Genomic DNA, 13,303 nt, shown 5'->3' on the forward strand with positions numbered 1-13,303 from the left:
TCGCGACGGGCAGGGAATGACCCTGTGCCAGGTCCCGTCTGCGCACGCTGACGCCGGAATTGAACAGGGACTCGCGATTCGGAATCAGTCGAGCTGTGGTGCCTGTATCGTCACATCTGCTTCGACCAGTGCCTGATGCAACCGTCGGGCGAATTCGGCTGCATCGTCGCGGTCACCATGCAGGCAGATCGAATCGGCCTGCAATGCCAGACTGTTCCCGTCCAGAGTGCTGACGCAGTTTCTGAGCACGATGGAGCGAGCCTGCTCGATTGCATCGGCATGCTTGGCGACAACCGAGCCTTGCAAGCTCCGTGGCGCCAGGCTGCCGTCGTCGAGATAGCGACGATCGGCAAAGGCCTCATGCAGGACACGCAGACCCGCCGCTTCCCCGGCTCGTGGCAACTCGCTGCCCGCCAGTCCCACCAGGATCATGCCTGCATCGAAATCGCGCACCGCCTCGGCAACGACACTTGCGAGTTCGGGATCTCGTGCCGCCTGGTTGTACAGGGCACCGTGCGGCTTCATGTGGACCAGGCGAACGCCTTCCTGGCCGGCAATCTCGGCGAGTCGCACCAGCTGTTCGCTGATCAGGGTGCGGATTTCCCGTGCCGTCCAGGTCCGTTCGAGCCTGCCGAAGTGCTCGCGATCGGCAAAGCCCGGATGGGCGCCGGCGGACACCTTGAACTGCCGGCACAGGCGAAGGGTGGAGCGCATGCTGGATTCATCGCCTGCATGCGCGGCGCAGGCGACATTCGCCGAGCTGATGTACGGCATGATCGCCGCATCGTTGCCGCAGCCTTCACCCAGGTCACAGTTGAAATCGATGCGGCGTTGCACCTGCTGCTCCTCTCAGTGTGCGGGTGGTCCAAGAGCTGGCGCCTGCCACAGTCGTGTTTCCGCCGCAGTGTCGAGCATCTGAGCGCGCACCAGCGGAACAGGCGGTCCGCCGTAACTCAGGAATTCGTCATGGAAGGCTTTCCAGCTGTCTCGGCCGGCGCGAGCAGCGGTCCAGTCTTCGCGCAGTTGCATGATCATGAGCTTGCCCAGGGTGTAGTTGAGATAGCCCGGATCGTAAGTGCCGCGAGCGGCCTGCTGGCGAGCGTTGCCAGGATCCTGGTAGGCCTGGTCGCGGAACATCTGTTCGGATTCCTCCAGAGTCATGCCGCCGGTATGCAGGCCAATGGCCGAGAGATAGCGCACGTTGCGCAGCAAGGCATTGGTCAGCTGGCCGATATGGATTTCGGGTGTTGCACCCTCCAGCCCGGCATCGAACATCATCTCCTCGGTGTAATGCGCCCAGCCTTCGGCATAGGCATAGCCGACGAACAGGCGGCCGAAGATCCACTTCGAGCGGTTCGCATGCAGAAACTGCAGGAAGTGGCCCGGCCAGACTTCATGTGCGGAAACGAACAGCAGCGCAGCCTTGCCGGGAACATAGGCATCCTGCTCGGCCTTCGGCCAATCCGGATTCGGCGGTGCGATGTAGTAGACCGATGGCAGGTTGGTCTCATAGGGGCCCGGAATCTCGATATAGGCGAAATTCCAGCGGTTGAAAGGAGGAGCTTCTTCGACCTTTGCCTCCTCGGTGCCCGGAATGGAGACCAGGTCCTTCTCGATCAGGAAACTGCGCAGCCCGGCGAGTTGTTTGCGGGCCCCCTCGACTGCGCCACCTTCGGGCTTGTTGCTGGCCGCCTTCGCCACGCAGTCACTCAGCGACCTGCCTGGGGCATATTCATGGCAGGCGGACTTCAGCGAGGTCAGGTTGCGCGAAAGGTCCGCTTCGCCGGCCGCCTTGAGCTGGTAGATCGGCAGGTCGACGCGCTCGCTCATGCGCAACATCCGACTGAATTTTTCGGCACCGAGGGCAAAATCCCGGGTGGCTTCAGGCTTGAGAGTCGTGAACCAGTCCGCCATCTCGCGAGTGGCCTGGACGGCCTTTTCGTTGGCGCGCTTGAACCGCGCCTGCAACTCGCTGTCGGCAACCTCGGCAAAGATATCCGGCACGTCGCTGGCGAAGAAATGCGAATAGCCAGCGAAGGTATTGATCCCCAGATCGACATAGGTCACCGGCAACGGCGGACGCAAGTTCGTGCGAATCTGTTCAATAGCGCGGGGCAGCGCTTCCAGATAGCTGACGAAGGCCGCCATGCGCTCGGCCAGCGGCGCATAAGGCCGGGTCAGGTACATGCTTGGTGACAGATCCCCGACATAGTAGACCGGGTTGGAGTAGGGGAAACCGGAATCCTCGAGTGCGAAAAGCTGACTGTCGATCCGCGACAGCACGTACTCGCGTTCGAAGCGCTGCTGCTTGTCGAGTACCTCGTCCTTGAAAGCCGCCACGGCATCACGTTGTGCATGCAGCCAACTTGCCTTCTCCGCCAAGGCGCCAGGGCTGTAGTCGGGCAACTTGCCGTCAAATTCATGCTTGCCCGAACTTGCCGCAAAAACCGGGTCGCGCCTGAATGTGCCGTCGATGAAGGTGTCTACTGCAGCCTGCCAGGCGATGCCGGGATCCGGCGCCTCAACTTTGGCTGCTGAAACGGGTTCAGCGGGTTGCGCCGTCGGCGGCGCCGGCTGACAGCCGGCCACGAACAATCCGAACAGGGCGATAGGCAACAGATTGCGAGCGCAGGCCATCGAGCGACTCCATCAATACGGGCCGGTCAGACTAGGCTTTCAGCGGACAAGCTGCAATCCGACCGGATGCTCAGCCGATGCCTTCCATCGCCACCCTGATGCGAGCCAGTCGCTGGCGTTGTTCATGCAAGGCCCGCTGCGCTTCGAGCGGCGTACACGCAACCAGGCGAAACCGCTCTCCGGGCCGGAGCTGGGCCAGCCGGGGCTGGTCGGCGCGGATGGCATGCGCGATGCGCGGGTAGCCGCCATGTGTCTGTGCGTCGGCCATCAGGATGATGGGCTGGCCATCCGGCGGCAACTGCACGGTGCCCGGCATGACCGGTTCCGAGATGCGTTCCCTTTCCGAGGCAATCTCCAGTCGCGTTCCGCTGAGGCGCAGGCCCTGGCGGTTGCTGGCAGCGTCTACCTGCCAGTCGGACTCATGCAGCGCGTCCGTGTTTTTCAGATGGTCGCGGCCTGGCAGGACGCGGATGCGAGCGACACCCTCCAGGTCCAGATCCTCGGCGGGATCGACCCAGCGCGTATCCACATGCAGTTGCCTCACGCCTGCGGTTTTATCCAGGAGCTGCAGTTCGTCGCCGGCACGCAGGCAACGCCCGTGCAGCCCGCCGAATCCGGAACGCAAATCGGTGCTCGCACTTCCGAGTACCGGTGGAACCCGGATTCCGCCAGCAACCGCGAGGTAGGCGCGAGCGCCCTTGCGGCAGGGGCCCAGCGTCAGGACGCTTCCGGCGGGAAGCTCGATGCGTCGCCAGCAGGGAAGAACATGAGTGTCGACACGGGCATCGATGCTGGCACCGCACAGGGCAATTCGTGCAGCCGAATCGAACACCAGCTGCGGCCCGCTGAGGGTGATCTCGATGACCGCAGAGTCTTCCGGATTGCCGAGCAGGATATTCGCCGCACTCGACGAGTAGGGGTCCATGACTCCCGCCTGGCTGACGCCAAGCTTGCGATAACCGACGCGCCCCGCATCCTGCACGCTGGTGGAAAGGCCGGGAGCCAGCACGCGGATGCTCATCGTGCGTCCCGCTCGTCAAGGGTCGCGTCGATGAAGCGAACGCGATCGCCTGGTCCAACAATCGCCGGGGGATCACGCAGGTGATCGAAAAGGCAGAATGCTGTGCGCCCGATGATCTGCCAGCCACCCGGGCCTTCGCGGGGATAGATGCCCGTCTGGACGCCACCGATGCCGACGCTGCCGGCAGCAACCCTGGTTCGAGGAGTTGCCCGACGCGGCGTGGCCAGGCCGGCATCCATGCCGAGCAGGTAGGGAAAACCGGCTGCGAAGCCGAGCATGCCAACGCGATAAATGGCCGCGGCATGGCGACGGATGACCTCGGCCGGCTCAAGCTGGCAGTGTTCCGCGACCGCCTCCAGATCAGGACCGAACTCGCCGCCGTAGCGCACTGGAATCTCGTGCAGGCGGGCATCCAGTCGCTCCCTGGACTGCGCCTGTTGCAAATCCAGTCCATTCAGCCATGACCTGGCCGCCTGGCAGGGGTCGACGTCGCTGGCGAAAGCAAGCGGATCGAAGCAGATCGCCAGACTGGCGAACGCCGGCACGATATCCAGCACCCACGCGGGTGCATGCCGGGCAATCTGATCCGCAAGCGCATGTACTCGCAGGTTGAGATCTTCATCCAGCGTCTCGCCAAGGCGCAAGAGCAGAGCGTCTTCTCCCAGCGCTTCGATCGCGAAGGTCTCGCTCACGCGACTAGCAAAGCTTGCAGCATCGAGACGCGTTCCAGCAGGGACTCGGGCGTGTACGGCCTGCTTTCGACTTTCCCCCAGACAGGTGCGGGCCAGCTCGGGTCGTTCTCGAAGCGCGCGATAACGTGCACATGCAACTGCTCAACGACATTGCCCAGAGCCGCTACGTTCAGTTTGTCGGGCCGGAACGCATCGCGCAGCAGTCTCGATGCACGATCGACCTCGTCACCCAGCACACGGCGCTGGGGCGGTTCCAGATCGATCAGTTCGCGCAAGCCGGGAAGGCGGGGAACGAGAATAATCCAGGGATAGAGACTGTCGTCCATCAGGCGAACGTCGCAAAGCTCGAACCGGGCCAATGGGTGCGAGTCGGCTGCAAGACGCGAATCGAGCACGAAATGCGCTGTCATGAACCGGCTCCGATATTTCGTTCGAGGAAATCCAGGGTTCGCCGGGCTGCAAGCGTGGCGCTGGGCTCATCGTAATCCTTGCGCCGGTCGCAATTGAAGCCGTGACCGGCCGGATACACGAACACTTCGGCTTCCGGAAATGCTTCGCGGTGGCGTTGAACTGCCATCGCAGGGATGGATTGATCGCGTTCGCCAAAATGAAATTGCAGGGCTGCGCGGCTGCCTTCGTCCAGATAGGCGACGTTGCGCGCACCGTAGTAGCTGACGGCAGGCAGGCCGAGGCGGCATGCAGCCAGCAGGGCGACGGTTCCACCCCAGCAGTAGCCGATCACGGCAATTCGACCCGCCGAACCGATGGCGTCGGCTGCGCTGGCCACGTCCGCCATCACCGTATCCAGGTCGAGCCCATCGACCAGTACACGGCCTCGGGCCACTCCCTGCGCGTCATAGTCGAGTTCGACGCCAGTCTCCAGGTGATCAAAGAAAGCCGGTGCAATCGCGCAGTATCCATGCGCGGCAAATCGATCGACCAGGCTGCGAATGTGCGCATTGACGCCGAATATTTCCTGCGCCACAACGATGCCGCCTCTTGGTGCGTGTTCGGGCTGGGCCAGGTAGGCGCCGATGCATTGCATGCCGTCACTGCCGATCGTGATCCGGCTACCCATTGATGAAATCCTCAACCGGCCCGATCACTCGGGAAAAGCTTGCGACCCGATTACGACCCGCGGCCTTTGCTTCGTACATCGCGCGGTCTCCGGCATCGAGCAAGGTGTCTACCCCGGGCTGGGGATTGCCCGGAAGACCCTCGAGGTCGGCCACGCCAATGCTGACGGTCACCGGAATGCCCCGGGTATGCATGCCGGCCAGTGATTCCTGCACATGCTGGCGTATCGATTCGGCCACCGTCTCTGCTTTTTCGGCACGTTCGCCTTCCAGCACCACGACGAACTCCTCCCCGCCAAATCGGCCGAGCAGATCGGCATGCTCCAGCCTGGCCTGAATGGCGGTTACTCCCGCGACGAGAACGCGGTCTCCAAACAGATGGCCCAGTTGATCGTTGACCAGTTTGAAGCAGTCAAAGTCAATCAGGAGAACGGCAAGCGGCCGCTTCGTATCAAGACAGGCGTGCAGCTTCTTTTCCAGCTGTTCACGCAGATGCGCGCGATTGAATACCCCGGTCAGGGAATCCTTGATCGAGGCCTGGTAAAGCGCCGCGGCACGCTCTTCCAGTTGCGAATTGGCTGTTGCCAACGCCCGGGACTGCGCATCGATCTCCTGGCGCTGCACCAGCAACGTACGATTGAGTCGCTTCACCCCGAGAAAGCGCCAGATGGCAAGCAGCAGTGCCACGCCAAGCCCGGTCAGCGCGACCATACCCAACTGACCCTGGACTTCCTGCTTGTCGAGCCGTGCGGTCTGCAGTTCATTGTCCTTCTGCAGCAGGGCGAGATCCTTTTCTGCCTCGGCGCGCGCATGCCGTGCCTTCAGGTCGCTGAGTTGCCTGCTGGCCCGGGTGCCCAGCAACAGCTCGCGCTGCTCGGCATGACGGCGCAGGTAGCGCAGGGCGGTCTCGAGGTCATGTTCGGCGATGGCAATCTTCTCGCGCACCGAATAGGCCTGAACGAGCTGCGGGCGCAGCATGGCGGCTTCGAGTCCGGCGATGGCCTCATCGATCATGCCGCGTGCCCGCAATGAATTGCGCTGAGCCTGGTTGATCTCCGCAAGGTGCAGCAATGAGCGCGCAACGATCTCCCGCTGATTCAGTTCGCGTCCGATTTCCAGCGCAGCTTCCAGCGATTCCGTGGCCTCGATGGGCTGCCCCATGCCCCAGTAGGCGCGACCTGCCTCGAGAAACTCGAATCCCTGGTTGGCACGGTTTCCAAGCGCCGTATGGATGACCAGAGCTTCATTCGCTGCAGCGAGTGCCACCTCATGGTCACCCACGTCATTGAGCAGGCTGGCATAGCTGCCAAGGATCGGCGCATAGGTCTCGGGACTCGTATCGTGGTCCACGCTGTCGAGTGCGCGCTTGAAATAGTCGCGCGAGGTCTGTTCATCCTCGATTTCACGATAGAGCAGGGCAATGTTGCGCAGGCTGGTTTCCAGAGCGTCCCCGATTTGCTCGCGGATTTCGAGGGCCTGGAGCTGGAGCTCGAGCGCGCGCGCAAAGTTTCCACGGTCGCGATAGACGGTCCCCATGTTGGTAAGCATGAGGGCCATCCGGAACGGGTTGCCGTCCTCACCCAGGAGTTCGATCGCACGAATGTTCTGCTCGAGCGCGGCATCCAGATCACCGCGGCGACGGGCGAGCACGGCGAGATAGCCGCGGGCCGCCGATTCATACTCGGTCGAGCGCTCACGCCTGGCCGTGATCAACAAGGACTGGGCAATCTCCTTCGTTGCTGCATAGTCGCTGAGCACCAGAGTCATTTCCGCTTGCTGTTCAAGCGCATGCATGCGGGTAGTCGCTTCTCCGCTCAGCAAGGCAAAGCGTTCCACCCGTCGCCAGGCCAACCGTGCCGGTGCCGACGCGTGCAGAGCCTGCATCAGGTGCGCTTCGATCTGCACAACGACGAGTTCGATCCGTGCTCCGCCCAGCCCTCCCCCGAGGAGCCTGGGCACGACAAGGTTTCGCTGCGCGCACTCGGCGAACTGCTTGGCCGCGATTGCAGCCTCCGGCCGTCGAGCGGCGTCGGAATCAGTGCCCCACGCGGGAGTTTGCGGGAGCAGCATGGCCAACAAACAGACTGCGCGGACTGGCCAATTCATGATTCGGAGTGACGCTTCGGAATAGTGGTCATCAGACCCAGGGGCGGCAGATTCAAGGTTCTATTCGCTGGAGCGAACTGGAACGCGGCGGAAAACCGATCAGTTCGAGCCGATTGTACGGTGAACCCGGGGCAGGCGCGAAACTGGCGTATTCAATGCGTATGGACGCTGACCTGGCGCCGACCGGTTGAAGGTATGCCGTTTTGCCGCGGCGGCAAATTCGGGCAGTCCTGGGGAGCTCAGAATTCGGTGCCCACCCAGGAGATCGGAAGCCGGGATCAACCTTTCGAATCAAATAGCGACTTCGTGAGCAAGGCAGCCGGCATTTCCCTGCAGCCCGAGACGTTTTGTCCGGCCGATGCCGATCAAACTACCGAATCTAAACTGCCGCGCCATGCGCGAGAAGATCGACAGCGACAAGGGTCGTGCGATTCACGCCCATCGGATGGGATTGATCGAACCGGTGTTCGGTCACATCCAGCAACGCGGCCTGAGATGCTTCACGTCGCGCAGTCAATCCAAAGTCGACACCCAATGGAAGCTGTTTTGTATCGTCCACAACGTGGCGAGACTGCTGGTCTACGGGAGGGTGGCCGCGTAAGCGGAAATGCGCGCGCAGAACAGGCCGGAAAACGCCCGATAGACGACGAACAACACCGCCTGAGCGATCCAGGAACGGTGAGCAAGGAAACCCAAAACCCCGAAATGAAAATCCGCCAGCACGGCGGACGCGTTGACGAGCGGAAAGGGGTTTTTCTACAGCTTCAACGCCAGAAATAGGCTGCCGCGTTAGCGGCCGGCTTGATTGACTAGTGAGGCAGCCTAGCAGATCACTTGCAACTGCCGTGAATACGAGGATCGACTATTTTCACTTCTTTCAACTCTAGCGACCAAATCTTCGATTCGAAACCCTTCAAGGCTTCGCCCTCGTTGTATCGACTGCAGTCAAATTCCCCAGAGGCTGCCTTAATGCGAATGGATGCGGCGTCGACAATAATTCCTCGCGCCTTGCACTCAGCTCTGAGTGGAGCCAACCACTCCTTCTCCAAGACGGTACGAAAGTCCTTCAGCGCGGACTTTTCCAAGACGCCTTTCTCAGCGCGACTTGGACTGCCTTCGCCAAATGCTCGAAAGACAGCTCCGCTAGTACAAACCTCGAAAAGAAGGCCTGGCGGATAGCTAGACACCTTGCCTGGTCGCGGATACTCGGAAACTTGAGCGACAGAAACAATAGTTGAAGCGGCAAGACAGCTAGTGCTGCAGATTGAAATTAGGATGCAGCCAATGCCAAGCGCGAATTTTTTCATCTGCCTAACGCCTCCCGGCACTGAGATTGGGGGCAGGTCACGAAGAGCATTCTAATCCCGCAGTCTAACATGGACAACTAAGCAAAAGCTGTAGTTAAGCGCTTAATAGATTCAATGGTTTAGGGTAATCGTGCCGTCTAATTCGACAGCCTAATCTTGAGGCATATCTCGGGATAGAAACTATCAATGAGATTCGTATTATTGATAGATGATTTCAAGGCGAAGCTTGGTACGGGCGTTCCCCAAGATGGCCGGACCGAAAACAGGCCACGGATGGCTGCATGCCGAGAGTCGGCTGAGTTCTGATCTGGAGGGAGTGGCAGCTCCGCAAGCGACACTCCGGCACCCGAGTTGCTTGCTGCCGTTGCTTCCTTCCGGACCTGGCGGGCGAGGTGACGCGCCTTTGCGCTGTCATCGGACAGCGCATGCGTTGCCGAGCGACCGGCCATGGATGGCCGGGCCGGGAATAGCTCCATGGACGGCTGCTTGCCGAACGGCGCTTTTATTCTGATCTGGAGGGAGTGGCAGCTCCGCAAGCGACACTCCGGCACCCGAGTTGCTTGCTGCCGTTGCTTCCTTCCGGACCTGGCGGAGTTCACAAGCTATCGTCGCGAAGGCACCAACGGAGCCACCATAAAACGATTTGGCGCCGCAGCTACACACTGCCGCGCGGCGTACCTTTACCTCAAAACTGGCGGAGAGAGCGGGATTCGAACCCGCGAAGCGGGGTTTAGCCGCTTACACACTTTCCAGGCGTGCTCCTTCAACCACTCGGACACCTCTCCGCAACACGCTGTCCGCCCGAATCCCTTTACACAGCGACTCCGACGGGCGGCGGAGGATACTAGGCATACCCGATTCAGACAAGTTCGCCATGATGGGGTTTGGTCAGATCCCCGATAACTTGGCACAATCGCAGGTCACTTCCCGGAAGCCACCATGTCGTATCAGGTCCTCGCACGCAAATGGCGTCCCCGCCAGTTCTCTGAACTTGTCGGTCAGGAACACGTGGTCCGCGCCCTGTCGCATGCGCTGGACGGCGGCCGGATCCATCATGCGTTTCTGTTCACCGGCACCCGAGGGGTCGGCAAGACCACGATTGCCCGGATTTTCGCCAAATCGCTCAACTGCGAAAGCGGACCGACCTCAACCCCCTGCGGCACCTGCAGCATTTGCAACGAGATCGATTCAGGGCGCTTTGTCGACCTGCTCGAAATCGATGCTGCCAGCAATACGGGAATCGACAATGTCCGCGAATTGATCGACAACGCGCAGTATTCTCCGGCCCGTGGCAGGCACAAGGTGTACCTGATCGATGAGGTGCACATGCTGTCGAAGGCGGCCTTCAATGCCCTGCTCAAGACCCTTGAGGAGCCGCCCGCCCATGTGAAGTTCCTTCTTGCCACGACGGATCCGCAGAAACTCCCGGTTACCGTTCTTTCCCGCTGTATCAAGTTCAACCTGAAGCGGCTCACCTTTGAACAGATCGTCGGTCAGATGCGCCATATTCTCGGGGAAGAGGACGTGGAGTTCGAGGCCGAGGCGATTGACGTGCTTTCGCGCGCCGCGGATGGCTCGTTGCGTGATGGGCTGTCGTTACTGGATCAGGCCATTGCCCACGGCGGCGGCAAGCTCGCGGCAGCGGATGTGCATGCGATGCTGGGAACCGTGGAGCGGGCGCGGGTGCGCGTGCTGCTTGAGGCGCTGGTGGCGCACGACAGCCATCGTCTGTTCGAGGAGATCGATCGAATCGCCGAGCTCGCTCCGGATTTTGGCCAGGTTCTGGATGAGCTCGCCGGCATGCTTCACCGGATTCAGCTGAACCAGCTGGTCGAGGGCATCCAGGTCGACGAAGAGCCGGTGGTTGCCGAACTGGCTGCCCGGATAGATCCTCGCGAAGTGCAGCTCTACTACCAGATTGCGCTGACTGCACGGCGCGACTTGCCGCTGGCGCCTACCCAGCGCGTCGGATTCGACATGGCGTTGCTGCGCATGCTGGCGTTCGCGCCACAGACTTCATCGGGCGGCACCCAGGGTCCGGAACGAAAGTCCAGGCCCGCTGCAGGCCCTGCGCCAGGCGCGAGCAAGCCAGCCGCTGCGAGTCCGGCATCTGCCCGTAGTAATCCCAGCCATGCTCCGCTGCAAGCGGCAGCGGGCAGGGATCAGGTCAGGGAACCGGAGGCGGACGCCGGGCCATTGCGGATCGATGACTGGACCGACTTGCTGAATCGCTCTGACCTGGGTGGACCGGTCGGCCAACTGGCCCTGCACACGATCTTGCTGGGAGTGGAGGGCAACCTGCTGCGCCTGGGCATGAAATCCGCACACGAGGGGTTCATATCCGAGCCTCTGCTTGAGCAGCTCGCAAAGCGCCTGGGCAAGACACTCGGGCGTCCGCTGCGGGTTCGAATCGAAAAAGTGGCGGATGGTGAAGAGAGCCCGGCCGATGCGCTGGCACGGGCCCATGAAACCCGTCGTCAGGAAGCTCGCGAGGGCTTGCAATCCGATCCGGCGGTGCAATCACTGATAGACACGTTTGGTGCGCGAATCATCAGCGATTCGGTGCGCCCATTGGAGAGATGAGATGAAAGGTCCCCTTGCCGGATTGATGCAGCAGGCCCAGCGCATGCAGGAAGACATGAAGCGCGCGCAGGAAGAACTCGCCCAGCTCGAAGTAACTGGCCAGTCCGGTGGCGGGCTGGTCAGCGTCGTCATGAGCGGACGTCACGAAGTCCGTCGGGTCAATATCGATCGGAAGCTGTTCGCCGATGACGCCGAAATGGCCGAGGATCTGGTCGCTGCCGCCTTCAACGACGCCGTTAACAAGGTGGCGTCGGAAAGCCAGGAGCGCATGGGCGGGCTGGCCTCCGGCCTGAATCTTCCACCCGGGTTCAAGATGCCGTTTTGAGTACCGGATCGCCCCTGTTGAGCGACTTGATCGAGGCCTTGCGCTGCCTGCCGGGAGTCGGCGCAAAAAGCGCGCAGCGCATGGCGTTCCATGTGCTTGAGCGCGATCGCCCGGGAGCGAAGCGCCTGGCCGAGCGGCTTGCCCTGGCCGTCGAAAAAGTCGGCAACTGTCGCCGATGCCGAGGATTCAGCGAGCAGGAGATCTGTTCGCTTTGTGACAACCCATCACGAGACAAGTCGCTGCTGTGCATCGTCGAGACGCCGGTGGACCAGATGGTGATCGAGCAGGCAACCGGTTTCCGCGGCTACTACTTCGTATTGCTGGGCCGACTGTCGCCGCTGGACGGGCTGGGGCCGAAGGAGCTCGGGCTGGACGTGCTGGCCGCGCGACTGGCCGAAGGGGAAGTGGAAGAATTGATCGTCGCCACCAATCCGACGGTGGAAGGCGAGGCGACGGCGCACATGATTTCGCAATTGGCGCGTGCTGCCAATGTGCGGGCGAGTCGTCTCGCCCATGGCGTGCCGCTTGGCGGAGAACTCGAGTTCATCGACCGCGGCACGCTGGCGCATGCCTTTGGCGGTCGCCAGTCGCTGCTTTGAGGAGAATCCCCGTGGAAGACACCATTTTTTCCAAGATCATCCGACGCGAGATTCCGGCGGACATCGTGCACGAGGACGACGATGTACTGGGGTTCAGGGACATCAACGCGCAGGCGCCAACGCACGTCCTTTTCATTCCGAAGCGGCCCATCGCGACCCTGAATGATCTGCAGGAAAGCGATGCCGTCCTGATCGGCAAGCTGGTTCTTGCAGCAACGCGCTATGCCCGGGCCGAAGGTCTGGCCGATGATGGCTATCGTTGCGTGATCAACTGCAACGGCCACGGCGGGCAAACCGTATTCCACCTGCACCTGCACCTGCTTGGCGGGCGCCAGATGCACTGGCCGCCGGGCTGAAGGTCAGGCGCGCAGTCTGCCGTCGATAGCCTCCAGTGGGCCGATTACCACGGTCCCCAGAAACCCGCACCCCAGTAGGGCCCGAACGCGCCCCAGTACGGCGTATACGGCCAGGGATCTTCGGTCTGGATGATGATCGGGCGTTTTGGCCAAAGATAGATCGTGTCGGCGGCGACGCGCGGATAGGTGTAGTCGTACTGGCCGACCAGAGCCTTTTCGGTACCCTCGACCGTGCCGGTGACGGTCAGTTCGCGACCCTTGAGGAAAACTTCGGGGTCATAGAATCCTGCTCGACAGGCAACGAAGCGCCCCTCGCTGGAGTCGATCTGACGTGGCCGTGCTCGGGAGTCGAGTTCTCGCGAGAGCAATTCGAAACAGGTTTTGGATTCGCCGGGAGTGACCTTGATGATTTCGCCGCCCCAGCGCACCTGTTCGCCTGTCTGGCCACTACTGGCCGCCTGGCCGGGATTCACGCTCGCGAATTCGCCCTTCAGGGGGACCGGAACGGTGGCGCAGGCCCCCAGCAGGGCCACCATGGGTAGCATGTAGATGAATCGCCGCATGGCACTCTCCTGAATGCTGGGGATAATCATAGCTTATG

Annotated in this window: 14 protein-coding genes, 1 tRNA gene and 1 other RNA gene; 5 read left to right on the forward strand and 11 right to left on the reverse strand. The window is 61.7% G+C overall.

Annotated features, from left to right (window positions below; genetic code table 11):
- Positions 1-84 precede the first annotated feature (84 nt).
- The 7 genes from pxpA to R3F00_RS10260 form a co-directional block, all read right to left on the reverse strand.
- Positions 85-837, reverse strand: a complete 753-nt coding sequence (pxpA, locus tag R3F00_RS10230; RefSeq protein WP_371281691.1) for a 5-oxoprolinase subunit PxpA — start codon at positions 835-837, stop codon at positions 85-87.
- A gap of 12 nt (positions 838-849) precedes the next feature.
- On the reverse strand, positions 850-2,637 hold the full coding sequence (locus R3F00_RS10235; RefSeq protein ID WP_371281692.1) for a DUF885 domain-containing protein: 1,788 nt from the start codon (positions 2,635-2,637) through the stop codon (positions 850-852).
- A 70-nt stretch (positions 2,638-2,707) separates the two neighbouring features.
- Positions 2,708-3,658, reverse strand: a complete 951-nt coding sequence (locus tag R3F00_RS10240; protein ID WP_371281693.1) for a biotin-dependent carboxyltransferase family protein — start codon at positions 3,656-3,658, stop codon at positions 2,708-2,710.
- Positions 3,655-4,350 (reverse strand): 5-oxoprolinase subunit PxpB, encoded by a 696-nt coding sequence (pxpB, locus tag R3F00_RS10245; RefSeq protein WP_371281694.1) that lies wholly within the window; start codon positions 4,348-4,350, stop codon positions 3,655-3,657. The genes R3F00_RS10240 and pxpB overlap by 4 nt, the downstream gene beginning before the upstream one ends.
- The gene (locus tag R3F00_RS10250; protein WP_371281695.1) at positions 4,347-4,760 is read right to left on the reverse strand and encodes an HIT domain-containing protein; all 414 of its coding nucleotides are present in this window, start codon (positions 4,758-4,760) and stop codon (positions 4,347-4,349) included. Before R3F00_RS10250 ends, pxpB begins: the two co-directional genes overlap by 4 nt.
- The gene (locus tag R3F00_RS10255; RefSeq protein ID WP_371281696.1) at positions 4,757-5,428 is read right to left on the reverse strand and encodes a dienelactone hydrolase family protein; all 672 of its coding nucleotides are present in this window, start codon (positions 5,426-5,428) and stop codon (positions 4,757-4,759) included. The genes R3F00_RS10250 and R3F00_RS10255 overlap by 4 nt, the downstream gene beginning before the upstream one ends.
- A complete protein-coding gene (locus R3F00_RS10260) occupies positions 5,421-7,385 on the reverse strand; it encodes a diguanylate cyclase (RefSeq protein ID WP_371281697.1) in 1,965 nt (654 codons plus the stop codon). Before R3F00_RS10260 ends, R3F00_RS10255 begins: the two co-directional genes overlap by 8 nt.
- Before the next feature lie 541 nt (positions 7,386-7,926).
- On the opposite strand from R3F00_RS10260, the gene R3F00_RS10265 reads away from it, so the two are divergent.
- Positions 7,927-8,133, forward strand: coding sequence for a transposase (locus R3F00_RS10265; protein ID WP_371281698.1), 207 nt, complete (start codon positions 7,927-7,929; stop codon positions 8,131-8,133).
- A gap of 229 nt (positions 8,134-8,362) precedes the next feature.
- Here R3F00_RS10265 and R3F00_RS10270 read toward each other — a convergent pair whose 3' ends face one another.
- The 3 genes from R3F00_RS10270 to R3F00_RS10280 form a co-directional block, all read right to left on the reverse strand.
- Positions 8,363-8,839 carry a hypothetical protein gene (locus R3F00_RS10270; protein ID WP_371281699.1) on the reverse strand — a complete coding sequence of 159 codons (477 nt, stop codon included), beginning with the start codon at positions 8,837-8,839 and terminating at the stop codon, positions 8,363-8,365.
- Between the two features lie 528 nt (positions 8,840-9,367).
- An RNA gene (gene ffs / locus R3F00_RS10275) (signal recognition particle sRNA small type) lies at positions 9,368-9,464 on the reverse strand.
- A 67-nt stretch (positions 9,465-9,531) separates the two neighbouring features.
- Positions 9,532-9,624 (reverse strand) — tRNA-Ser (locus tag R3F00_RS10280).
- A gap of 154 nt (positions 9,625-9,778) precedes the next feature.
- Here R3F00_RS10280 and dnaX point away from each other — a divergent pair.
- From dnaX to R3F00_RS10300, 4 genes are read left to right on the forward strand one after another with little or no spacing between them, the layout of a single operon-like run.
- Positions 9,779-11,422 carry a DNA polymerase III subunit gamma/tau gene (gene dnaX / locus R3F00_RS10285; RefSeq protein ID WP_371281700.1) on the forward strand — a complete coding sequence of 548 codons (1,644 nt, stop codon included), beginning with the start codon at positions 9,779-9,781 and terminating at the stop codon, positions 11,420-11,422.
- Between the two features lies 1 nt (position 11,423).
- Positions 11,424-11,747 (forward strand): YbaB/EbfC family nucleoid-associated protein, encoded by a 324-nt coding sequence (locus R3F00_RS10290; RefSeq protein ID WP_371281701.1) that lies wholly within the window; start codon positions 11,424-11,426, stop codon positions 11,745-11,747.
- Entirely contained in the window at positions 11,744-12,346 is a 603-nt protein-coding gene (gene recR, locus R3F00_RS10295; protein WP_371281702.1) for a recombination mediator RecR, read from the forward strand. The genes R3F00_RS10290 and recR overlap by 4 nt, the downstream gene beginning before the upstream one ends.
- Before the next feature lie 11 nt (positions 12,347-12,357).
- The gene (locus R3F00_RS10300; protein WP_371281703.1) at positions 12,358-12,702 is read left to right on the forward strand and encodes a histidine triad nucleotide-binding protein; all 345 of its coding nucleotides are present in this window, start codon (positions 12,358-12,360) and stop codon (positions 12,700-12,702) included.
- Positions 12,703-12,746: 44 nt separating this feature from the next.
- Here the strand turns inward: R3F00_RS10300 and R3F00_RS10305 are convergent, their stop codons facing one another.
- Positions 12,747-13,265, reverse strand: a complete 519-nt coding sequence (locus R3F00_RS10305) for a Slp family lipoprotein (protein ID WP_371281704.1) — start codon at positions 13,263-13,265, stop codon at positions 12,747-12,749.
- Between the last annotated feature and the right edge of the window lie 38 nt (positions 13,266-13,303).

The organism is Dokdonella sp. (assembly GCF_041395345.1).
Taxonomy (GTDB): Bacteria; Pseudomonadota; Gammaproteobacteria; order Xanthomonadales; family Rhodanobacteraceae; genus Dokdonella.

Bases quoted from the DNA above. Each gene is read 5' to 3' on its own strand.
- R3F00_RS10290 (WP_371281701.1), top strand. From the start codon at position 11,424: ATGAAAGGTCCCCTTGCCGGATTGATGCAGCAGGCCCAGCGCATGCAG.
- R3F00_RS10250 (WP_371281695.1), bottom strand. From the start codon at position 4,760: ATGACAGCGCATTTCGTGCTCGATTCGCGTCTTGCAGCCGACTCGCAC.
- R3F00_RS10270 (WP_371281699.1), bottom strand. From the start codon at position 8,839: ATGAAAAAATTCGCGCTTGGCATTGGCTGCATCCTAATTTCAATCTGC.
- dnaX (WP_371281700.1), top strand. From the start codon at position 9,779: ATGTCGTATCAGGTCCTCGCACGCAAATGGCGTCCCCGCCAGTTCTCT.
- R3F00_RS10265 (WP_371281698.1), top strand. From the start codon at position 7,927: ATGCGCGAGAAGATCGACAGCGACAAGGGTCGTGCGATTCACGCCCAT.
- R3F00_RS10255 (WP_371281696.1), bottom strand. From the start codon at position 5,428: ATGGGTAGCCGGATCACGATCGGCAGTGACGGCATGCAATGCATCGGC.
- R3F00_RS10305 (WP_371281704.1), bottom strand. From the start codon at position 13,265: ATGCGGCGATTCATCTACATGCTACCCATGGTGGCCCTGCTGGGGGCC.
- R3F00_RS10240 (WP_371281693.1), bottom strand. From the start codon at position 3,658: ATGAGCATCCGCGTGCTGGCTCCCGGCCTTTCCACCAGCGTGCAGGAT.
- R3F00_RS10235 (WP_371281692.1), bottom strand. From the start codon at position 2,637: ATGGCCTGCGCTCGCAATCTGTTGCCTATCGCCCTGTTCGGATTGTTC.